The following is a 21,481-nucleotide window of genomic DNA, read 5'->3' on the forward strand; positions in this document are numbered from 1 at the left end:
GGGTCAGCCGCCGGTGAGCGCCCCGGACAGCCGGAGCAGGTCGAGGAAGGCGTCGATCCCCTCCGGAACCGGCCAGTCGGCGTCGCGCAGCGCCGCCAGGTCGGTGGCGGCCCGGGCGGCGACGTCCGGCGCGCCCGCGTCCACGGCCTTGGCGAGCACGGTCCAGGCCGACTCCCAGCGGCGCCGGGTCAGGTCCGACTCCACGGCCGCGACCACGGCGGTGAGGAAGGCCAGCTGCCGGTCCCCGCGTTCGGGCAGGGCGAAGGCGTCCGGGTCGGCGAGCACCCGGTCGGGGTCGGGCAGGTCGAGTTCCTCCAGGTAGGTGAGCAGCTCCAGGCCCGCGCCGTCGCCGACCGCGCCGACCAGCGCGGCGGCCAGCGCGTCCCGCCCGGTGCCGGTGGCGTGGGCGGCGGCCAGCAGCCGCAGCGCCATCTCCCAGGTGCGCGGGGACGGCCAGGCGCCGCCCCGGGCCTCGGCGTCGCCCGGCAGGTGGTGGACCAGTCCGGGGCGGGCGCTGAGGAAGCCGGAGACCGCGCCGCGGGCCCGGGCGGTCGCGGAGGGCGCGGCGGCGGGGTCGACGCGGCGGATCGGGACGGTCGGCCACACCCCGGTCATACCGCGGGCCACCACGCGGGCGTCGTGGGTCCAGTGCAGGTGGACGAACCGGTTGGCCAGCGGCGGGCTGAGGTGCCAGCCGTCGGCGGCGCTGGCGGGCGGGTTGGCCGCGGCCACGACGCGGATCGGCTCGGGCAGGGTCAGGCTGCCGACCCGGCGTTCGAGGACGACGCGCAGCAGGGCGGCCTGGACCGCGGGCGGGGCGGAGGAGAGTTCGTCGAAGAAGACCACGCCGCGTCCGGCCCGGGACAGCCGCACCGCCCAGTCGGGCGGGGCCATGGGCACGCCGGAGGCGGCGGGGTCGTCCCCGATGACGGGGAGCCCGGAGAAGTCGGAGGGCTCGTGGACGCTGGCGATGACGGTCTCCAGCGGGACGCCGAGCCCGGCGGCGAGCTGTTCCAGCCCGGCGGACTTGCCGATGCCCGGTTCTCCCCACAGCAGGACGGGCAGGTTGGCCGTGACGGCGAGGGCCAGCGCCTCCAGTTGGACGCTGTCGGCGGGCTCGGTACGGCGGCGCGACAGCTCCCGGTTGAGGTCGTCGGCGGCGGCCAGGGGATCGGTCACAGTTCCTCCAGGTCGGGGTGGTCCGCCACGATCCTGTCGGCGAGCCACGACAGTTCGCGCCGCTCCCGCCAGTCGACGAGCATCGGCAGGGTGAATTCCGCGCCGTTGACCATGCCGATGACGTCGACCCGTGCGCCCGCCTCCACCAGGTCCCGGACGAGCCGCTCCGATCCGTGCTCGGCGATGGCGGTGAACAGCGGTGTGCGCTCCTCCTCGTCCAGGGCCTCGATGTCGAGCCCGGCCGCCAGCAGCCTGGGCAACAGGTCCTCGTGGTCGATCCGGTACAGCAGGTGGAGCGGGGTGCGGCCGAGCCGGTCGCACACGCACGGGTCCACCCCGGCGTCCAGGAGACGCAGGACCCCGGGGACGTCGCCGTGCTGGATCCGCCGCAGCAGGTCGCGGCGCTGGGCGCGCAGGGCCCGGGGCAGCCGTCCCCTCCCCGTCCGCCACGCCTCGCGGGCGGCGAAGCAGCCCGCGCCACGCCCGCCGAGGGCCTGGAGGGCGGCCTCGCGGTCCTCCTCCTCCCGAGTGTGCGGGAGGCGCAGTTCCCCGCCGGTGAAGGCCACCTCGTGCCACGCCCCCTGGCAGCGGATCCGCACCGGGGCGGGCGGGGTGGGCTCCGGCGGCCCCACCGGTCCGGTCGGGGCGGGGGCGGCCGGGGCGAGGGCCCCGCGCACCAGGGGGTGCAGTTCGTCGAGCGGTGTCCTTCCGTCGCGCAGCAGGTCGATGTCGGGCGACCTCTGCCAGCACACCTCAGGCAGCAGAACGGCGTCCCCGGGGGGCTGGAGGTCGTGGGGCGCGACCCGCAGCCGCGCCCGGTCCGGCCCGTCGAGGTCCACCCTGATCACGGTGCGCACGCCGTTGGGGATCCAGAACCGGTCCCCGTGGCCCGCCGCGGCCAGCCTCCGCGCCTCGGCGCCGAGCCGGACCGGGTCGAGCGGAAGGCGCCGCAGCTCCTCGACCGGGTCGACCTCGCCCTGGAGCCACTCCTGGGTCACGGGGGCGGTGTCGACCGCCACCCCCACGGCGGCGAGGGCGGCCAGGACGTCCCCGCGTTCGTAGGTCCGGGTGACCCACTCGGTGAAGGCGGCGGGGTCGTCGCGGCCGGGGTCGGCCGAGGGCAGGTCGGCGGCCGGGCGGGGTGTGCCGTCGGGGTTGAGGAACGGCACGCGCCTCCCGTCGCCGCCCAGGCGTTCGCCCAGTTCGGCGGCGTACCGGACGTCCCACAGGTGGCGTGCGGCCGTCCAGGGGTGCTCGACGTTGCGCCAGAAGACGGCGTAGGGCCAGTCGGTGTTCAGAGCGGTCGTGAACCGGCCGCTGTGGGGGGCGGTCGCGTCGTCGAGCGTCAGCGTCAGCCGCTGCGCTCCGTGCACCGCCCAGGAGGGTGTGCCCACCACCAGGCGGGGTGCCTCCTCGGCGGTGCCGCGCGCCGACAGCACGACCGTCTGGTCGGGGACGAGCGTGGTGCGTGACCGGGCGATCCGGGGCAGGTGCCAGCGGAGCAGGTCGGGGGCCAGGTGTCGCAGATCGTCCGCCAACGCGGCGGCGAAGGCGCTCCCGTGCTCGTTGGCCACCCCGGCCAGGTCGAAGGCCACGTCCACACCCGCGGCCGCGCACGCCCCACGCCAGTCACCGGCCAGACGACGCTCCGTCGCCCGCTCGATCATCCACCCGGGTACGGCGTAGCGACGGATCGCGCGCAGCCAGGCGATCCGCTCCCGCTCCCGGGCCAGCCTCCGCGCCCGTGCCGACACGGCGTTCATCCGTCCTCCAGCAGGTCGGTCCACTCCTGTTCGGGTTCGGTGCCCCGCCCCAGCCGGAGCCGGGCTTCGAGCACGTCGGCCAGGGAGGTCTGCTCCCCGCCGTCCTCGTCCCACAGCCCGATCGCCTCGGTACGCGCGCCGGCGGCGAGGAGGGCCCGGACGAGGTCGGGCGAGCCGTACTCGTAGGCGGCGGCGAACAGCGGGGTGCGCCGGAGGCGGTCTTCGGACTCCAGGTCCAGCCCCTTCTCCAGCAGCAGCGGCAGCATCACCCCGTGGTCGAGGCGGCTCAGGTGGTGCAGCAGCGTGCGCCGCGCCCCGTCCCGGATCCGCGGGTCCACCCCGAGTTCCACCAGCCGCAGGACGCCGGGGGTGTCGCCGTGCAGCACCCGCTCGAACAGGTCGAGCCGCTGGGCGCGCAGCGCCTTGGGCAACCAGCCTCCGCCGCTCGTCCACCGCTCCCGCACCGTGAAACAGCCCGGGCTGCCGCCGCCGAAGGCCCGGAGGGCGGCCTCGCGTTCGATCTCCTGCCGACTGTGCGGGACGCGCAGCTCCCCGTCGGCGGACACCACCTCGTGCCACACGCCCCGGCAGCGGACCCGCACCGGAGCGGGCGGCTCGGGCTCCGGCGGCCCCACCGGTCCGGTCGGGGCGGGGGCGGCCGGGGCGAGGGCCCCGCGCACCAGCGGATGGAGGTCGTCGATCCCCAGGGTGCCGTCGCGCAGGAGGTCGAGGTCGCACGAACGCCGCCAGGCGGCGTCGGGCAGGCGCACGGCGTCGCCCAGGTCGCCGCCGCGGAGCCCGACGCCGACCCCCAGGCGGGATGTCCGGCCGGAGACGTCGAGCAGCAGCGTGCCGGAGGAGAGACGGGCCCAGTAGCGGTCGCCGTACCCTCCGGCGGCGAGCCGCCGCGCCTCCGCCTCCAGGAGGTCCAGCGCCACGTGCGCCGCGGAGAGCGAGGCTGCGGGGTCGGGCCGCCACCCGCGCCCCGAGCCGGGGCGCGCCCGGTCCAGGTCCACGCCCGCCGCCGCGAGCGCGGCCCCGGCGTCACCGCGCTCCTCCAGCTGGGTGACCCACTCGGTGAACGCGGCGGGGTCGTCGCGGCCGGGGTCGGCCGAGGGCAGGTCGGCGGCCGGGCGGGGTGTGCCGTCGGGGTTGAGGAACGGCGCCCGCAGCGCGCTCCCGCCCAGGCGCTCGCGCAGCTCACCGGCGCGCCGGGCGTCCCACAGGTGGCGGGCCTCGGTCCAGATCTGCGGGGTGGGCCCGCTCGCCTCGTACCCGTACACGGAGGGGAGGCCGTCGTCGCCCGACGAGCGCTCCCGGCTCCGGAGACGGAGGGTCATCCGCTGCGGGGCGTCCCACGCCCCGCGGGGCGTGTCCAGGGCGAGGACGGGCGCGTCGGCCGGTACCGCCGCTCCCGCGCCGGGCCGGGACAGGAGCACGGTCCGGCGGGGAGCGAGCGTGCCCCGGTCCGGTCCGTACCGTGGCGCGTGCCAGCGGACCAGGTCGGGGGCCAGGTGTCGCAGATCGTCCGCCAACGCGGCGGCGAAGGCGCTCCCGTGCTCGTTGGCCACCCCGGCCAGGTCGAAGGCCACGTCCACACCCGCGGCCGCGCACGCCCCACGCCAGTCACCGGCCAGACGACGCTCCGTCGCCCGCTCGATCATCCACCCGGGTACGGCGTACCGGCGCACCCGCCGCGTCATGGCGGTATACGCCGCCGCGTGGCCGAGCCACCACGTCACCGGTACCGACTCGCGATCATCCGGACGTCGTCGTCGGCGGCGGGGGCGGCGGGGTTCAGGAACGGGGCGATGGCGCGCTTGGTCCTGCGGGGGACGCCCGGTCCGAGCCCCACGTACTCCAGACGGCTGCCGCCGGCCACCGCGGCGAGCACCCGGGAGGCTCCCCTGTGGGTGATGCCGGTGTGGCGTACCTCCAGCCGCCGCAGCGGGCTGCCGGGGACGGCGGCGGCCAGCGCGGCCAGGCCCTCGTCGCCGGTGGCGTTGGCGGGGGCGCCCAGGGTGCGTTCGGAGGGCGGGCGGCCCAGGTCGAGCGCCTCGATGCCGCCGAGCGCGTCCGCCAGGGCCAGTGCGCCGTCGGGGCCGATGCCGTTGCCGCCCAGGCCCAGCGTGACCGGACGGTCGGGGTCGACGGCGGCGGCGATCACGGTCGCGCCCGCGTCGCCCAGGTGGTTGGCGGGGGCGTACAGTTCACGCACCCGCGCCTGGCGCAGGAGGGCGGCGAGCAGCGGGGCGGTGTCGGGCCCCAGGCCGTTGCCGCCGAGGAAGATCCGGTCCAGGGGCACCGGACGGTCCCGGAGGACGTCGAGCAGGGCGCGCAGCCCGTGGGCGGTGAGGCCGGTGTTGACCAGGTCGAGGGTGCGGATCCGGTGGTTGCGGGCCAGGGCGGCGGCGAGCGCGCGCACGCCGGTGTCCCCGATCGGGTTGCGCTTGAGCCACAGGGCGCGGACGGTGTCGTCGTCGGCCAGGCGGTCGGCGAGCGCGGTCGCCCCGTCCGCGTCGATCCGGTTGCAGCCCAGGTAGAGGGTGTGCAGGCCGTGCCCGGGGGTGAGGGCGTCGGCGAGGGCGCGCGCGCCGGGGGTGCCGACGGCGTTGGTGCCCAGCAGCAGGTGGGCGGCGTGCGGTGAGGCGGTGGCGGCGGGGATGGCGCGGAGCGCGCCGGGCAGGCCGAGCCCCTGCTTGCACAGGTCGAGGCGGCCGTCGGACCGCAGGGTGCCGAGGGGGAACTCCTCGTCCGCCGCCACCGGGGCGGGGTCGGCCAACCGGGCGAGCAGCGGTTCGAGCGCGGCTGGGTCGGCCGGGGGCGCGTCGGGGTGTTCGACGGCGGGGCAGCGGACGGGGGTCGGTTCGGTCATTCACCACTCCGGTGGGCGGTTGTCCTTCGGGGAGGGCCGGTCCCACGCTCACCGACGCCCCCCTGACGGACCGGCCGCGGAGCCGGGCGGCGGCGGCGTCACCGCTCCGAGGGCCCCGGACACGGGGGCGCGGCCCGGGGCGGGGAGGGACACCCACGAGGTGGGGGCAGGGCCGACCGGATTCGAACCGGCGTCCTCCAACCTGCTGTTAGGCGCGACGACCTCTGCGCTACGGCCCTGCCTCGCGGGAGTCTAGTGGCAACGGCGGACAAAAACGCCACGAACCACCCGAAAAATCCCCGATGATCCGCGTCGTACCACGCCAGAAGGGCGGACCGGCGAACCGGATTCCGGGAACCGGCCCTGGAGGTTGGCGCCGCGACCGGTCCGCCAGGGACGGACTACACCAGTCCGTCCACCTCCTCCCGCAGCAGCGCGCCGCTGCGCAGGAACGCCGCCGCCGAGGCGAGGCCGAGACCGAGGAGGAGCGCGGCGACCGGAAGCTCGACGACGGGTTCCAGGGCGGCGCCGCCGACGAGGGACGGACCGGCCCCGCCCAGGATCGCGTGGGCGCCGACCGTCCGCAGCGCAGCCACCAGCACACCGCCGACCAGGGTGACGGCGGCGCACACGCCGATGAGGCGCGCGTTCACGGCGTTGAAGGGGTCCCCGGTCCGCAGCGAGCGCACCACGCGCAGCAGCAGTGTTCCGACGAGCACGATCTGCGCGGCGAGGACGAGCGACGGCGCCATCGTCCACACGCGTTCGGCCGCGGTCGGGTCGGCCACCGTCAGCTCGGCCGTGACGGCGCCGGTGAACTCCAACCCGTCACCGGAGGGCGGGGGCACCACGGCGGCCGGGACCTCGACGGGCACGACCAGGTTGTCCGCTGCCAGGGTGGCGACGGCGGCGAAGAGGACCAGAACCGCCCCCATGACGATCGCCCCGAGAAGCACCCACTCGGACACGCGTTGACGTACGGCAGTCACTCGTTCTCCCCACACTCAGACTCACACTTATCGACAATCGATAAGATCATACCTTAGTGTATCGATTATCGATAAAAGCACCATCCTCCCACCCCCGAACATCCGGAGACTGCCTTGACCGACTCGACACCGCCCCCCGCTCCCGTCCGCGCGTCGGCGGTCTTCCTCACCGGCGCGATCGTCTGCTTCGTGCTCCCCCCGCTGGCACTCGGACTGCTGGTCCGCGCCTCACCCCCGCCACCGGCCCTGGTCGCGGTGGCCCTCGTCGAACTCGCCTCGGCGGTGGCGCTCGTGGCCTGGTGGCTGCGACGGCGCTCCCTGTCGCCCGCCGACGTCGGCCTGACCCCACGGCACTGGCTCAGGGACGCGCTCCTGGGGGCGGCGACCGTGCCTCCGCGCCTGCTGATCGAGTTCGGCGTGCTGATCCCGCTGGCCGGGGGCGCTCACAACCCGGGGGTCGAGGAGGTCCTCACCCACGCCTCGGCGGGCGTGGCGGCCCTGGCCGCGACACTGGTGCTCGGTGTGGTCGGGGGCGGCCTGGCCGAGGAGCTCTACTTCCGCGGCTTCCTCCTGGGCGCGCTGCCGAGGGCCTTCGTCCACCGGCGGGCGGCGCTGTACGGGGCGGCCGCGGTGTCCGTCCTGCTGTTCGCGGCCCTGCACCTGCCCGCCTCGGCCCCCGACGCCGTCGCCATCGTCCTCGCCGGTGTCGTCTACACCGCCCTCTTCCTGCTGACGCGCCGCCTCACCGCGACCGTGGTCGCCCACGCGCTGTGGAACACCGCGGCCGTGCTCACCGTGGTGGCCCTCTACGGATAGCGGCCCGGACCGTGAGGGGGAGGGGCCGCGGGCGCCGAGGGCTCGCGGAGACCGACGGCACGGCCCCCTCCGGTGAGGGTGCGCGCGGGCGACGCCTCACGGACGCGCCCCCTTCCCCGGGGCCTCCGGGGCCCGGGGACCCCCGGCCGTTCCGCCCTGACGGGTCAGCCGCGCGGGACCGGGAAGCGGTGTTCGTTGATCGCGACCTTCTCCCGGACGGCCGCGTCCAGGTCGACCCCGAGCACGTCGGCCAGGCGCAGCAGGTAGCAGAACACGTCCGCCATCTCCTGACGCACCGCGGCGGCCTTGTCCGGGTCGGCCATGACCGCCTCGGACTCCTCCGCGGTCAGCCACTGGAACTCGGCGACCAGCTCACCGGCCTCTCCCGCCAGGGCCATCGCCAGGTTCTTGGGCGTGTGGAAGGGACCCCAGTCCCGCGCCTCGGCGAACCTCTCCAGCAACTCCTGCAACGATGCGACGCTCATGGCACCGGTCTACCAGAGGTCGGGAGGGACGCGGGTCGGGGTCGGGGCGGTCACGGGGCCCACGGGGCGGGCGTGGCATCCTGGGAGGCATGGTGGACACGAAGCCGCGGCTGGAGATCGAGTACTGCACCCAGTGCCGGTGGCTGCCCAGGGCGACCTGGATGGCACAGGAACTGCTGACGACGTTCGAGGGGGACCTGGGCGAGGTCGCGCTCGTCCCCGGGACCGGCGGCGTGTTCGAGGTGCGGCTGGACGGGGAGAGCGTGTGGTCCCGCAAGACCGACGCGGCCTTCACCGACGCCGCCGAGCTCAAGCGGCTCGTCCGCGACCGGATCGCCCCCGACCGCGCGCTGGGCCACTCCGAGGGGACGTCGCAGCGGTGACCGGCGGCTGGCCGGTACCGGCCAGCCCCTTCCCCTCCTGTCGGGACCCCCGCCCCTGACGGCACGGGCGTTCCCCCGCCACACTGGCCGTCATGAGACGCACACGGTGGATCGTCGCCGGACTCGCCGCGACGGTGGTCCTGGTGACGACGGCGGTCCTGTACCGGTCGGGCGGCGACCTCGCAGCGGTGCCCGGCGGCACGGCCGCCCCCTGGAACGGAGCCCTGATCGCCGCCCTGACGGTACTCCTGGTCACCGTCGGGCGCCTCGTGGAACGGTCGTCCAGGAGACGAGGACCGGGCGCGGACCGGCGCACCGGACCGGAACCGACCGGTGCGGGCTCCACGACCGGCACCGTCGTCGGGGACGTCAACGAGGGCACCGTCATCCAAGGACACACGCTCACCCTCCACCAGCCGACGCACCAGACGGTCGTCGACACCCAGATCGTCCACGCCCCGGACACCGAACCGGCCTGGCCGATACTCGTCGGCGTGCTGCCGAACGAGGCCGACCACTTCCAGCACCGCTCCCTCACCGACCGGCTCGCCCGGTCCTCGCGGGACCGGCCCACCGTGGTGCTCGGGCAGGTCCTGTCCGGGATGGGCGGGGTCGGCAAGACCCAGTTGGCCGCCCACCACGCCCGGGAGCTGCTCCGGCGTGGGGAGGTGGACCTGGTGGTGTGGGTGCCCGCGGCCGAGCGGTCCACGATCCTGCGGGCCTACGCCGACGCCGCCCGCCGGATCCTCCGGTCCCCCGCGGACGAGGACCCCGAACCGGCGGCGCTCCGGTTCCTCACCTGGCTCCAGACCACCGACCGGCGCTGGCTGGTGGTGCTGGACAACCTGGACGTCCCCGAGCACGTGCGCGGCCTGTGGCCGACCACCGGCTCCCCGGTCACCGCCGAGGCGGCCGCCCCTCAGGGGCGGCTGGTGGTCACCACCCGCAGGACCGACACCGCCCTGGCGGGCAGGGGACGCGCGTTCATCGACGTGGGCGGCTACACGCCGCACGAGTCCCTCGCCTACCTCACCGCCGCGCTCGCCGACCTGCCCGTGGCCCCCAGGACGCGGAACTGGCGGCACTGGCCGAGGACCTGGGCCACCTTCCGCTGGCCCTGTCCCAGGCGGCCGCCTACATCCGCGACCGCAGGGGCGGCATGACGTGCGAGTCCTACCGCGCGTTGCTCCGGGACCGGCGCGGTTCCCTGAACCGGCTGTTCCCGGAGGAGGGGAGCCTGCCGGACGACTACGCGCGAACCGTGGCCACCACGTGGGCGGTCTCCGTCGACCACGCCGACACGCTCACCCCGCGCGGGCTCGCCCGGCCGATGATGCGGTTGGTCAGCCTGCTGGACCCCACGGGAATCCCCGTCCCGGCGCTGACGTCCTCCCCCGTCCTCGACCACCTGCACCGGACCCGGCCCGAGGGGCCGAGGCCGACCGCACGGGACGCCGACGACGCGCTGTCCGCGCTGGCCCGGCTCCACCTGGTCACCCGTTCCGGGTTCGGGGACGACGCCCTGGTGGGAGCGCACCGGCTCGTGCAGCGCGCCACACGCGAGCGGCGGGCGACGCGGCCCGACGGGGACGCCGTCCGCACGGCCGCCGACGCGCTCCTGTCGGTCTGGGAGTCGAGCGTCCACGCCACCGACCGCGGACAACGGCTGCGGGCGAACACCACCGCCCTGGCCGAGCACGACCGGGGCTGGTTGTGGGACGGGGGCGTCCACCCCCTGTTGAGCCGACTCGGGCGGAGTCTGGGCAAGGCCGGTGCGCTCTCCCAGGCGGTGGCCCACTGCGAGGAACTGGCCGACACGGCGGACGCGCGTCTGGGACCCGATCACCCGGACACCCTGAGCGCACGCCACGACGTCCTCCTCTGGCGCGGCCTGTCGGGTGAGGCGCACCACGCCGCCGAGGGCTTCCGGGCACTGGCCGACACCATGAGGCGGACGCTCGGCACCGAGCACCCGCGCACACTGAGGACCCGGGTGCAGGGCGCGCGCTGGCGCGCCCGCGCGGGCGACCCTGAGGGCGCGGTCGGGGAATTGGAGGACATCGTGCCCGTCCAGACGCGGGTTCTCGGACCGGACCATCCCGACGTCCTCAGCACCCGTGCGCACCTGGCCTCAGCCCGGGGCGGGGCGGGCGACCCACGGGGGGCGGCGGAGTCCTTCCGGTCGGTGCTCGCCGACGAGCTGCGGGTCCTGGGACCGGAGCACCCCGGCACGACGGTCACACGGAACCAGGTCGCCCGGTGGCTGGGGCGGTCGGGCGACCCGCGCGGTGCCATCGCGGCCCTGGAGGAGCTCCTGCCCGACCAGTCCCGACTCCTGGGCCCGGACCACCCCGACACGCTCACCACCCGTGGCCAGATCGCCGCGTGGAAGGGGGTCGTCGGAGAGCACGCCGAAGCCGTAGACGGGTTTGCCGAGCTGCTGGCCGACCAGCTGCGGGTCCTGGGACCGGAGCACCCCCACGTGCTGACGACCCGGCACAGCCTGGCCCGGTTCCGCGGCGAGTCCGGCGACCCCGCACGCGCGGTGGAGGAGTTGGAGGCGCTGCTGCCGGACCAGGTCCGCCTTCTGGGTCCCGACCACCCCAAGACGGAGGAGGTCAGGGAACACCTGGAGAGCTGGCGGCGGCGGGCGGAACGCTAGGAGAGCCTGAGGGACAGGGACACCCGTTCGCGAACCATGTCCACGTCCAGGACCCGGGCGGTGACCTCCTGTCCCACGGAGACGACGTCGGTCGGGGAGTCGACGTGTCGGGAGGGCGGCTCCGGGAGGTTGACCATCGCGGTGCATCCGCCGAGGTCCACGAACGTGACGCCGAAGTCGGCGATGTGCTCGACCGTGCCGGTGACGCGCTGTCCGCGTTCCAGGGTCCGCATGAACGCCCAGGCGCGGTCGCTCTCGGCGGGTTCGGGCCGCCAGCGGGCGCGCAGCACGCCGTCGGGGTCGGGCAGGACCGCGGTGAGGAGGGGGTCGCTCTCGCCGACGTAGGGGGACAGGGCCGCGGCCGCGCGCGCGTCGGACAGTCGTGCGGCCAGCGCCTCGCGGTCGGGTTCGTCGACGATCTCGCCCGTGACGCGGCCGTGGGCGTCCTCCCAGACGAGTTCCACGGAGTCCTCGTCGGGCAGCGCCGCCAGGACCGCGCCGACGTCGTCGGACAGCGGCGGCCACACGGTCAGCCGGGCACGGGGGGTCAACCGGGCGCGCACCTGGTCAACGGTCTCTCGGGTGACCCGGTGCCAGCGCGTGGCGTGACCGCCGTCCTCCTCCAGGAGGAGACCACGGCCCCTGTCGAGGTACTCCAGACGCGCCCAGAAGGTCGCGTCGGCCGGACGCTGCTCCCCCTCCTCCTCGTCGAGGGAGATGTCGTAGGGGGAGATGCCCATCGGTTCGGGGAAGAGACCGAGCGCGCGGGTGCGGGCCACCGCCGCGTGGCAGGGCAGGTGGCTGCCGACGTACACATACTGGTCCCAGCCGACGTGGACGGTGAACGCGTCCCCCGCCTCCAGTCGGCACCAGCCGCCCTCGGCCCGGAGCATGATCCGGACCAGTTCCAGGCCGACGGCGAGTGGAACGGTCGCGCCGTCATGGAAATCCGTGGGGTCGGCCGGGAGCAGCCTCGCGAGTGCGGCGGGCGTGGAAGCACCGCCAAACAGCGGTTCTCGGATCTCCAGGTGGTCGACCCCGCTCTCCCGCGCGAAGGCGGCGATCGCGTCCAGGTAGGCGGCCTCGACCGGCCCGTGGTCGCTGTCGACGTCCTCCAAGCCGACGTAGCGGCCGTCGGCGTCGCGGTCGGCGGGATCGTACTTGGTGACGCGATGGACGTGGAGCGGCACACGGTTCCCTTCGTGTGTGGTGGGCCGGGGGATCACCGAACGAACCCTAGTGCGCGCCAAAGCGCCCGTGCCATCGGATTCCAACTCCCCTTCCGGGGCGTCAACCGCGCTCCCCGACGGCGCGTCGGTACGGTGTGAGCAACACAGAGCCGCCACCCTCCGTCGAGTCCGCCGGGCGCGGCGGGCCACTCCCCCTGCGGATCCTCGGTGCCGTCCACCTGATCCTGATGGTCCTGGGGCTGCCCCTCCTCGTACTCTTCTCGTTCCTCCACCTGTTCATGACGTCGACATACGAGGAGACCATGGGCTACTACCTCGCCGGAATCGGGATGGTCGTGGGCCCGTGGGCACTCGGCTCCTTCGTGGGCTGGCTGTTGATGCGCGCCCTGGAGGTGGACGGCGCACCGAGATACGCGCTGTTCACCCTGGTCGTCGGCACGGCCGTGATCCTGGCCCCGCACGTGATGTCGATCGTCACGGGCATCGCGGGCTGACCGTTCCGGCCCCGGCGGTGCTCACCCCCTGCGGGTGTGGACCGACAGGCGCGCCTCGGCCGCCGCCAGCAGCATGTTCAGCGCCGTCGGGTAGGCGCTGGCCCGCATCGTGGCGGCCAGCAGCGGGACGGTCGCGGCGATGTTCGGGTGCGTCTCCTCCGGCAGGTCGGCGTACGTCGTGTTCCACACCCGCTCCTCCGCCTCGTGGGCGGACCGGGGCAGCGCCGCGTTCGCGGCGTCCAGGGCGGCGAAACCCAGGGCCTGGTCGACGAACGCGTGGTAGATCCGCACCGCCTCCGCGTCGGGGAACCCCGCCCCGCGCAGCAGCCCGAGCCCCGCCTCCACCGCCCGGATCTCGTGCGCGCGCCCGGTCACCCGGCAGGCGCTCAGCACGGTCGCCTGCGGGTGTGCCAGGGCGCTCTCGTGCAGCCGCAGCCCCAGGTCACGCAGGTCGGCACGCCAGTGGCCGCTGGGCCGCCAGTCCCGCAGACCGCGGCCGATCAGCTCGTCGGCCACGGCCAGCAGCAGGTCGTCGGCGTTGCGGAAGTAGCGGTACAGGCTGCTGGGGTCCGCGCCCAGGGCGACGCCCAGGCGCCGCACGGTCAGGGCGTCGGCGCCGTGCTCGCTGACCAGGCGCAGGGCGGTCCGGACGATCAGCTCCTCCGACAGGACGACCCCCTGCTTCGTGGGCCGCCTCCGCCGCCGCGCCCCGGGCGGTACCACGCGGTCACTCATCGGCCCCTCCGCACGTCATCGCCTCGGTGTCCCGCGAGGGAAGCTTATGACAACACCATTGACCTGTGAAGAGGGCGCCGTGTTGCATGTCCGTTCACCGGACCGACATCCCCCAGCGAACGGAGCCGACCATGGCCGCCACCCCACCGCCCACCTCCGCGGTCCCCCCGCCCGCCGCGCCCCTGCGCAGGTCCATCGGCGTCCTGGACGGTGTCGCGATCGCGGCCTCCAGCACGGCGGCCACCACGAGCATCGGCATCGGGCTGACCGCGATGGCCGTGGTGGTCGGTCCGCACCTGCCCGCGATCCTGCTGCTGGGCTTCCTGCCCATCCTCTGCATCGCCGGGGCCTACACCCAGCTCAACAAAGTCGAACCGAACGCGGGCAACACCTACGTGTGGGTCGGCCGCTCCCTCAACCCCTGGCTGGGGTTCCTCTCGGGCTGGACGATGATCGTCGCCACCGTGGCCTTCCTGGCCTACACCACGGCCGTGACCGGCTCCGCGATCCTCCAGACGGTCCTCATGGCGGGCGTGGACCGGATCGGGGGGCTGGCCCTGGATCCGGGGTCGACGGCGCAGTCCGTCATGGCGGGCGTCGTCGTCCTCGTCGGCGTCACGCTGACCGCGGTCACCGGCCTGCGGGCGGCGGCCCGGCTCCAGGGCGCGCTGCTGGTCTTCGAGTACGCGGTCCTGCTCGGGTTCCTCGGCTACGGGATCGCCGTCGGCGCCAACCCGTTCACGTTCGACTGGTTCAACCCGTTCGCCCTCCCCTCCGTCGAGGTGTTGGCGCAGGGTCTGCTGCTGTCGGTGTTCTGCTACTGGGGGTTCGAGGCGGCGTTCAGCGTCAGCGAGGAGGTCCGCGACCCGAGTGACGCCTCGCGGGCCGGACTGCTCACGCTGTTCTCCACGCTCGCCCTGTTCCTGTTCGGTTCCGTGGCCTTCCAGCGCGTGCTGTCCTCCGAGGAGCTCACCGCGACCGGCCCCGAGGGGCTCGCCGTCTTCGCCGGTCACCTGGCCGGCCAGCCGCTGGCGGCGCTGCCCCTGGTGGCGCTGATGTTCTCCGCCGTCGCCTCGCTCCAGTCCGGCGTGATCCCCACCGCCCGCGGCATGTTCGCGATGAGCCGGGACCGCACGCTGGGCCCGCTGTGGTCGCGAGTCAGCCCGCGCTTCGGGACCCCGGCCGCGGGGACCCTGACGCTGGGCGCCGTCGCGGCGGGGGTCGCCGTCCTGTCCCTGGTCATCCCCCGGCTCGCCGACGTGATCATGGCGACGGTCAACTCGATCGGGATCCTCGTCGCGCTGGTCTACGTGCTGACCGCGATCGCGGCCGCGGCGCGGTTCCGCGGCCTGGTGCGCGGGTCGCCGCGGGCCGGTCTGCGCGCGGTGGTCCTGCCGCTGGTGGGGGCGTCGGTCGTCCTCGGGATCACCGGCTACCTGTGCTGGTCCTTCGCCACCTCCACGGACCACTTCGCGGTCGATCCGGACAACGGCTGGTTCCTGCTGTCGGTCCCGGTCGCGATGGTCGCGACCGGTCTGGCGACCGCCGCCTGGGCCCGCTACGCGCGCCGCTCCCCCTACTTCCTCCGCGCCTCGACGCCCGCCGCGTCGGACGAGGCCCACCCGGCCCTCTCCCGCTGACCGCTACCCGAAGGGAACACCGCCATGAACTCCCACCACGCCGACCTCGTGTTCACCAACGGCCCCGTGCTGACGTCCGACGGTCCGCCGAACGGCGCGGGCGGCGTCGCCGTGACCGCGGGCCGGATCACCGCCGTCGGCGCCGCGGAGGCGGACGAGCTGGTCGGCCCCTCGACGACGGTGGTCGACCTCGACGGCCGACTCCTGCTGCCCGGTTTCCAGGACGCGCACGTGCACCCCGTCGCGGCCGGGCTGGAGATGGGCCGGTGCGACCTGACCGGGGCGGAGACCGGGGAGGAGACCCTGACCGCCGTGGCCGCCTACGCCGCCGCGCACCCCGGCCGCGAATGGATCACCGGGGGCGGATGGTCGATGGAGTCCTTCGAGGGCGGCGCGCCGCACCGGTCGGACCTGGACGCCCTGGTCCCGGACCGGCCGGTCTACCTGCCCAACTGCGACCACCACGGGGCCTGGGTCAACAGCAGGGCGCTGGAACTGGCGGGCATCACCCGCCACACCCCGGACCCCGATGACGGCCGGATCGAGCGCGGCCCCGACGGCGAGCCGACGGGTCTCCTCCAGGAGGGGGCGATGGGTCTGGTCAGCCGGTTGATGCCCGAGCCCGCCCCGGCCGAGCTGCGCGCCGCGCTGCTACGGGCGCAGGGGCACCTGCACTCCCTGGGGATCACCGCCTGGCAGGACGCCCTGGTCGGGTCCCTCGGCGGTATCCCCGACCCGTCGGCGACCTACGTGGAACTGGCGCGGGAGGGGGCGCTCACCGCACGGGTCGTGGGCGCGCTGTGGTGGGACCGGGGGCGCGGGGCCGAGCAGATCCCCGAACTCGTCGAGCGGCGCGCCGCCCTGGCCCGCGGGCGGTTCCGCGCGGACGCGGTGAAGCTCATGCTCGACGGGATCGCGGAGACGGGGACCGCCGCGATGCTCGACCCGTACCTGGACGGCTGCGGGTGCGCCACGGCCAACCGGGGCACGAGCTTCATCGACCCCCGGCTGCTGCCCGACCACGTCGCCGAACTGGACCGGCTCGGTTTCCAGACGCACTTCCACGCCCTCGGGGACCGTGCCGTGCGCGACGCACTGGACGCCGTCGAGGCGGCGAGGAGGGCCAACGGGCCGTCGGTCAACCGTCCGCACCTGGCGCACCTGCAGGTCGTCCACCCCGACGACGTGCCGCGGTTCGCCGCCCTGGACGCGACGGCCAACATCCAGCCGCTGTGGGCGGCGCACGAGCCGCAGATGGACGAGCTGACCATCCCCTTCCTGGGCCCCGAGCGAGCCGCGTGGCAGTACCCGTTCGGGTCGCTGCATCGGTCCGGGGCCCGGTTGGCGGCGGGCAGCGACTGGCCGGTGAGCAGCGCCGACCCCCTGGCCGGGATCCACGTGGCGGTCAACCGGGTCTCGCCGGGGGAGTCGGGGCCGGTCTTCCTGCCCCGGCAGCGGCTGGATCTGGCGACGGCGGTCCGCGCCTACACGGCGGGATCCGCCCACGTCAACCGCTTGGACGACACCGGAACCATCCGTCCGGGCGCGCTGGCGGACCTGGTGGTGCTCGACCGGGACCCGTTCGCCGGTCCGGCCGAGGCGATCCACGAGACCCGGGTGGTGCGGACGTACGTGGGGGGTGAACTCGTGTACGCGGCGTCCGGCGCGTGAGGACCGGCGGGGGCGCTCCCACGGGACGGGGACGGGGGCGCCCCCGCCTCATCGACACCTCGACCGGTCCGTGGGCCGGTGTCCCACACGGCCGTGCCGCTCAGTCGGTGGGCGGCATGGGGACGGTGTCGAGGATCCGTTCGGCCTCGGCCCGCGCGGGCACGGCGTAGGTCCCGTGCAGTTCGTGCACCAGTTTCTGGGCGCGGACGGCGGGCCAGTCGTCGGGCAGGTGGGCGAGCGGGATGCGTGGGTCGCGGCGGATGGTCTGGAGCCAGTCGGTCAGCAGCAGCAGCAGCCGGGCCAGATCGTCGGGCGCCTCGGGCACGGGGGTGGCGGTGTCCCACCGTTCCAGGAAACGCCGGTAGCGGGCGGCCAGGTCGTCCAGGTCGAAGGCGTCGGCGATGATCCGGCCCACCTCGGTGGGGGCGGCGGGCCGGGCGTGGAACACGCGGACGTTGTCGTCGATCCCGAGTCCGTCGATGACCTGGCACGCGTCGAGTCTCGACGGCGCGATCCACAGCCCGTTCTGGAGCGGGCCGAACCCCGCCCAGCTCAGGCGGGAGCGCAGGTCGTGGCGGTCGCGTTGGCGTCCCTCCGGCAGGGAGAAGGACAGCAGGGTCCAGGGCGCGTCCGCGTCCTGGTTGACCACCCCGGTCGTCCAGATCCGCCGTTCACCGTCGGCGAGGATCTCGGCGCAGCGCCGGGTGAGCCCGTAGTAGACCCGGCGGCCGTGCCGCTGCCGGTGGAAGTGGCCGCGCCGCGCCATGCGGCTGAGGGTGGAGCGGGCGGCGTGTTCGGACACGCCGACCCTGGCGAAGACGTCGATGAAGCTCCCGGAGAACACTCCGATGTCCCGGCCGAGCACGAAGTTGCCCAGGAAGCTCAGCATCAGCGACTGGGGGCGCGGTCGTATCCCGGAGCCCTCGGTCTCCGCGAACTCGTCGGTCGTCATGGTTCTCCCTCCGCCGTCAGCGTATCGGCGCCGCTCGACGAATAAAGTTGGGCAACTTCTTGACTGAGATTATAAATATGCCTAAGTTCGAGGCCAGCGGCGGAGACCCGGATGACACACCCCATCCCGGTCGCCCGCCACACCCCCGCCACCACCCGCACCAACGAGGAGAACCCCATGACGGACAGCATCGACCTCTCGGGCAGGACCGCCCTGGTCACCGGGGCCGGGCGCGGACTCGGCCTGGCCTACGCCCGACGGCTGGCGGCCGCGGGCGCGGCGGTCGTGGTCAACGACGCCGATCCCGACGCGGCCAAGGCCGCCGTCGACACCATCACCGCCGAGGGCGGCACCGCCGTCGCCGAGGCCGCCGCCGTGGGACCCGCCTCGACCGCGCAGCGCCTGGTGGGCCGGGCCGTGGCGGAGTTCGGCCGCCTGGACATCCTGGTCACCAACGCCGGTGTGCTGCGCGACCGCGTGCTGTGGAAGATGACCGACGACGACTTCGACACGGTGGTCGACGTCCACCTGCGCGGCACCTTCACCTGCGCCCGCGCCGCCGTCACGCACATGCGCGAACGCGGCGGGGGCGGACGACTCGTCCTGGTCGGCTCCCCCGCCGGGCAGCGCGGCAACTTCGGGCAGACCAACTACGCCGCCGCCAAGGCCGGGATCGCCGCCATGGCCCGCACCTGGTCGATGGAGTGCGCCCGGGCCGGGATCACCGTCAACGCCGTCATCCCGGTCGCCGCCACCGCGATGACCGAGACCGTCCCCGCCTTCGCCCCCTACGTCGAGGCCGCCCGCGAACGCGGCGAACCCCTGCCGGGGTGGCTGCGCAAGGGCGAGGGCTTCGGCACCCCCGACGACGCGGCCGGGCTCGTCGCCTTCCTCGCCTCCGACGCCGCCGCCTCCGTCACCGGCCAGTGCGTCGGGATCGGGGGCGACCGCCTCTCCCTGTGGTCGCACCCGGCCGAGCGGGTCGTCGCACTCACCGACGGCGGATGGAGCGCGGAGGACATCGCCGCCGCCTGGCCCGCCACGCTCGGCCGCACCCCCGAGAGCGTCGGCATCCCCGCCCCGGCCGTCCCGGAAGGGGACGCCTGATGGGCATCGACCTCGACACGATCACCGCGATCGACGTCCACACCCACGCCGAGGTGTCCGCCGAGGGCCACCAGTCCCTGGACGACTCCCTGCACGATGCCTCCAGCGCCTACTTCGGGACCGACGCCGCGCACCGCAAGCCCACCCTGCCCGAGATCGCCGCCTACTACCGCGAGCGCCGCATGGCGGCCGTCGTCTTCCCCGTGGACACCGAGTCCACCACCGGCCTGCCCGCCGTCCCCAACGAGGAAGTGGCCCGGGCCGCCGCCGAGCACTCCGACGTGCTCATCCCCTTCGCCAGCATCGACCCCGCCAAGGGTCGCCTGGGCGCGCGGCAGGCGCGCAGGCTGGTCACCGAGTACGGCGTCCGCGGCTTCAAGTTCCACCCCAGCCTCCAGGAGTTCTTCCCCAACGACCGCTCCGCCTACGTGCTGTACGAGACCCTGGAGGAACTGGGGGCCATCGCGCTCTTCCACACCGGCCAGACCGGCATCGGCGCGGGCGCCCCCGGCGGGGGCGGCATCCGTCTGAAGTACTCCAACCCCCTGCACGTGGACGACGTGGCCGCCGACTTCCCCGGGATGCCGATCATCATGGCCCACCCGTCCTTCCCCTGGCAGGACGAGGCGCTCTCGGTGGCCGTGCACAAGCCGCAGGTGTACATCGACCTGTCGGGGTGGTCGCCGAAGTACCTCCCGCCCCAGCTGGTCCGCTACGCCAACTCCCTGCTCCAGGACCGTGTGCTCTTCGGCTCCGACCACCCCGTCCTGTCCCCCGACCGCTGGCTGGCCGACTTCGAGCGCCTGGACATCAAGCCCGAGGTGCGGCCCAAGATCCTCAAGCACAACGCGGCCCGGCTCCTGGGCCTGAAGGGCGGCGGCGATGCGTGACGAGGGGATCGGCTCCTGGCCCGCGCGGCGGGCGCGCTCCTCACCCGAGCGCACCGCGATCGTCCACGGGGAGCGGTCGTTCACCTACGCCGAACTGCACGAACGCGTCAACCGGCTGGCGGCGGCGCTGCGGCGGCTCGGAGTACGGCGCGGCGACCGCGTCGCCTACCTGGGCGCCAACCACCCGGCCCTGCTGGAGACCCTGTTCGCGGCCGGAACGCTCGGCGCGGTGTTCGTTCCGCTCAACACCCGCCTGGCCGTCCCCGAGCTGGCGTACATGCTCGACGACTCGGGCGCCCGCGTCCTGGTGTACGGCGCCGAACGGGCCGAGGAGGCCACGGCCCTGGCGCGGCGTCCGGATCCGCGCACCCTCGTCACCGTCGGTGGGAGCGCTCCAGCCGGGCACGAGGCGTACGAGGAGCTGATCGCCTCCGCCCCCGTCGACCCCGTGGACGAACCGGTCGGCCTCGACGACACCTGCATGATCATGTACACCTCCGGCACCACCGGACGGCCCAAGGGCGCCGAGCTCACCCACGGCAACATCACCTGGAACTGCGTCAACGTCCTCATCGACGTGGACGTCACCGCCGACGAGGTCACCCTGGTCAGCGCGCCCCTGTTCCACACCGCCGCGCTCAACATGACCTGTCTGCCCACCCTGCTCAAGGGCGGACGCGTGGTCGTCGAACCCGGCTTCGACCCGGAGCGCGCCCTCGCGCTGTTCGCCACCGAGCGGATCAGCTGGATGTTCGGCGTCCCGGCCATGTTCGACGCCCTGACCGCCCACCCCGGCTGGGCCGACGCCGACCTGTCGTCGCTCCGGGTGCTGATGGCGGGCGGCGCCCCCGTCTCGGAATCCACCATCGCCGCCTACCAGGAGCGCGGGCTCACCTTCCTCCAGGGGTACGGCATGACCGAGACCGCGCCCGGGGTGCTCATGCTCGGCGCCGCCGACAGCGTCCGCAAGGCCGGGACGGCGGGGCGGCCGAGCCTGTTCACCGACGTGCGGATCGTGCGCCCGGACCTCACCGATGCCGATCCCGGCGAACCCGGGGAGATCGTCGTGCGGGGCCCCAACGTGATGCGCGGCTACTGGGGGCGGCCCGACGACACCGCCCGCGCGCACACCGCCGACGGCTGGTTCCGCACCGGCGACGTGGCCACCGGGGACCCGGAGGGGTTCGTCACCATCGTCGACCGCGCCAAGGACATGATCATCTCGGGCGGGGAGAACATCTACCCCGCCGAGGTCGAGAGCGTCCTGCACGACCATCCCGACGTGCTCGAATGCGCGGTCATCGGGGTGCCCGACGAACGCTGGGGCGAGGTCGGGCGCGCGGTCGTCGTCCCCCGGCCCGGGACCGCCCCTACCGAGAAGGACCTGCTCGCCCACGTCGAGGGCCGCCTGGCCCGCTACAAGATCCCCAAGTCCGTGGTGTTCACCGACGCACTCCCCCGCAACGCCACCGGCAAGCTCCGCAAGGCCGACCTGCGCCGGGACCACGGCACCCCCTGAGCACCGCGTCCGCGTTCTCCCCCCGCGCGCGGAACCGCGTTCCCCCTCCCCGCACGCCCCTCCCGCGCGCCTGGACGGCGCGCCCGTCCACGACCCTGACGAACCCGACCACCGCACCCGGAAGGACACAC

19 protein-coding genes and 1 tRNA gene are annotated in these 21,481 nt (G+C 74.6%); 10 read left to right on the plus strand and 10 right to left on the minus strand.

Translation table 11 applies throughout. The annotated features are described in order from the left end of the window. Window positions 1–3 precede the first annotated feature (3 nt). The 6 genes from DVR05_RS11225 to DVR05_RS11250 all read right to left on the minus strand — a co-directional run bounded on the left by DVR05_RS11225 (window position 4) and on the right by DVR05_RS11250 (window position 6,806). A complete protein-coding gene (locus tag DVR05_RS11225; RefSeq protein ID WP_116245799.1) occupies window positions 4–1,179 on the minus strand; it encodes an AAA family ATPase in 1,176 nt (391 codons plus the stop codon). Continuing rightward, on the minus strand, window positions 1,176–2,942 hold the full coding sequence (locus DVR05_RS11230) for an ankyrin repeat domain-containing protein (protein ID WP_116245800.1): 1,767 nt from the start codon (window positions 2,940–2,942) through the stop codon (window positions 1,176–1,178). Before DVR05_RS11230 ends, DVR05_RS11225 begins: the two co-directional genes overlap by 4 nt. Next, a complete protein-coding gene (locus DVR05_RS11235; RefSeq protein ID WP_157982427.1) occupies window positions 2,939–4,645 on the minus strand; it encodes an ankyrin repeat domain-containing protein in 1,707 nt (568 codons plus the stop codon). Before DVR05_RS11235 ends, DVR05_RS11230 begins: the two co-directional genes overlap by 4 nt. Window positions 4,646–4,680: 35 nt before the next feature. Next, entirely contained in the window at window positions 4,681–5,817 is a 1,137-nt protein-coding gene (locus tag DVR05_RS11240) for a gala protein (protein WP_116245802.1), read from the minus strand. Window positions 5,818–5,984: 167 nt separating this feature from the next. Continuing rightward, a tRNA-OTHER gene (locus tag DVR05_RS11245) sits at window positions 5,985–6,056 on the minus strand. Window positions 6,057–6,218: 162 nt separating this feature from the next. After that, a complete protein-coding gene (locus tag DVR05_RS11250; protein ID WP_157982428.1) occupies window positions 6,219–6,806 on the minus strand; it encodes a hypothetical protein in 588 nt (195 codons plus the stop codon). Window positions 6,807–6,920: 114 nt separating this feature from the next. Here DVR05_RS11250 and DVR05_RS11255 point away from each other — a divergent pair, with 114 nt between their 5' ends. After that, window positions 6,921–7,622, plus strand: a complete 702-nt coding sequence (locus DVR05_RS11255; RefSeq protein ID WP_116245804.1) for a type II CAAX endopeptidase family protein — start codon at window positions 6,921–6,923, stop codon at window positions 7,620–7,622. Between the two features lie 164 nt (window positions 7,623–7,786). Here DVR05_RS11255 and DVR05_RS11260 read toward each other — a convergent pair whose 3' ends face one another. After that, the gene (locus DVR05_RS11260) at window positions 7,787–8,107 is read right to left on the minus strand and encodes a nucleotide pyrophosphohydrolase (protein WP_116245805.1); all 321 of its coding nucleotides are present in this window, start codon (window positions 8,105–8,107) and stop codon (window positions 7,787–7,789) included. An 89-nt stretch (window positions 8,108–8,196) separates the two neighbouring features. Between DVR05_RS11260 and DVR05_RS11265 the strand changes: the two genes are divergently transcribed. The 3 genes from DVR05_RS11265 to DVR05_RS27370 all read left to right on the plus strand — a co-directional run bounded on the left by DVR05_RS11265 (window position 8,197) and on the right by DVR05_RS27370 (window position 11,152). After that, window positions 8,197–8,490 (plus strand): SelT/SelW/SelH family protein, encoded by a 294-nt coding sequence (locus DVR05_RS11265; protein WP_116245806.1) that lies wholly within the window; start codon window positions 8,197–8,199, stop codon window positions 8,488–8,490. A gap of 92 nt (window positions 8,491–8,582) precedes the next feature. Continuing rightward, window positions 8,583–9,653 carry an NB-ARC domain-containing protein gene (locus DVR05_RS27365; protein ID WP_232832084.1) on the plus strand — a complete coding sequence of 357 codons (1,071 nt, stop codon included), beginning with the start codon at window positions 8,583–8,585 and terminating at the stop codon, window positions 9,651–9,653. Further along, a complete protein-coding gene (locus tag DVR05_RS27370) occupies window positions 9,650–11,152 on the plus strand; it encodes a tetratricopeptide repeat protein (protein ID WP_232832085.1) in 1,503 nt (500 codons plus the stop codon). Before DVR05_RS27365 ends, DVR05_RS27370 begins: the two co-directional genes overlap by 4 nt. On the opposite strand, the gene DVR05_RS11275 is transcribed toward DVR05_RS27370, so the two are convergent. Continuing rightward, a complete protein-coding gene (locus tag DVR05_RS11275) occupies window positions 11,149–12,342 on the minus strand; it encodes a S1 RNA-binding domain-containing protein (RefSeq protein WP_116245807.1) in 1,194 nt (397 codons plus the stop codon). The two genes, DVR05_RS27370 and DVR05_RS11275, sit on opposite strands and share 4 nt — an antisense overlap. Window positions 12,343–12,476: 134 nt before the next feature. Here DVR05_RS11275 and DVR05_RS11280 point away from each other — a divergent pair, with 134 nt between their 5' ends. Then, the gene (locus tag DVR05_RS11280) at window positions 12,477–12,836 is read left to right on the plus strand and encodes a hypothetical protein (protein ID WP_116245808.1); all 360 of its coding nucleotides are present in this window, start codon (window positions 12,477–12,479) and stop codon (window positions 12,834–12,836) included. 21 nt (window positions 12,837–12,857) lie between these two features. Here the strand turns inward: DVR05_RS11280 and DVR05_RS11285 are convergent, their stop codons facing one another. Next, complete coding sequence (locus tag DVR05_RS11285; protein WP_116245809.1) at window positions 12,858–13,571, minus strand: TetR/AcrR family transcriptional regulator; 714 nt, start codon at window positions 13,569–13,571, stop codon at window positions 12,858–12,860. 131 nt (window positions 13,572–13,702) lie between these two features. On the opposite strand from DVR05_RS11285, the gene DVR05_RS11290 reads away from it, so the two are divergent. Further along, on the plus strand, window positions 13,703–15,211 hold the full coding sequence (locus DVR05_RS11290; RefSeq protein ID WP_116245810.1) for an APC family permease: 1,509 nt from the start codon (window positions 13,703–13,705) through the stop codon (window positions 15,209–15,211). A 24-nt stretch (window positions 15,212–15,235) separates the two neighbouring features. Continuing rightward, window positions 15,236–16,882, plus strand: a complete 1,647-nt coding sequence (locus tag DVR05_RS11295; protein WP_116245811.1) for an amidohydrolase — start codon at window positions 15,236–15,238, stop codon at window positions 16,880–16,882. Window positions 16,883–16,982: 100 nt separating this feature from the next. Here the strand turns inward: DVR05_RS11295 and DVR05_RS11300 are convergent, their stop codons facing one another. Beyond that, the gene (locus DVR05_RS11300) at window positions 16,983–17,834 is read right to left on the minus strand and encodes a PaaX family transcriptional regulator C-terminal domain-containing protein (RefSeq protein WP_116245812.1); all 852 of its coding nucleotides are present in this window, start codon (window positions 17,832–17,834) and stop codon (window positions 16,983–16,985) included. Between the two features lie 111 nt (window positions 17,835–17,945). Between DVR05_RS11300 and DVR05_RS11305 the strand changes: the two genes are divergently transcribed. From DVR05_RS11305 to DVR05_RS11315, 3 genes are read left to right on the plus strand one after another with little or no spacing between them, the layout of a single operon-like run. Then, window positions 17,946–18,941, plus strand: a complete 996-nt coding sequence (locus DVR05_RS11305; RefSeq protein WP_304598591.1) for an SDR family NAD(P)-dependent oxidoreductase — start codon at window positions 17,946–17,948, stop codon at window positions 18,939–18,941. Next, the gene (locus tag DVR05_RS11310; protein ID WP_198659135.1) at window positions 18,941–19,831 is read left to right on the plus strand and encodes an amidohydrolase family protein; all 891 of its coding nucleotides are present in this window, start codon (window positions 18,941–18,943) and stop codon (window positions 19,829–19,831) included. The genes DVR05_RS11305 and DVR05_RS11310 overlap by 1 nt, the downstream gene beginning before the upstream one ends. After that, window positions 19,824–21,350 (plus strand): long-chain fatty acid--CoA ligase, encoded by a 1,527-nt coding sequence (locus DVR05_RS11315; protein ID WP_116245813.1) that lies wholly within the window; start codon window positions 19,824–19,826, stop codon window positions 21,348–21,350. Before DVR05_RS11310 ends, DVR05_RS11315 begins: the two co-directional genes overlap by 8 nt. Window positions 21,351–21,481: the final 131 nt, after the last annotated feature.

Origin of the sequence: Nocardiopsis sp. FIRDI 009 (genome assembly GCF_003386285.1) — a bacterium.
Classification (GTDB): domain Bacteria; phylum Actinomycetota; class Actinomycetes; order Streptosporangiales; family Streptosporangiaceae; genus Nocardiopsis.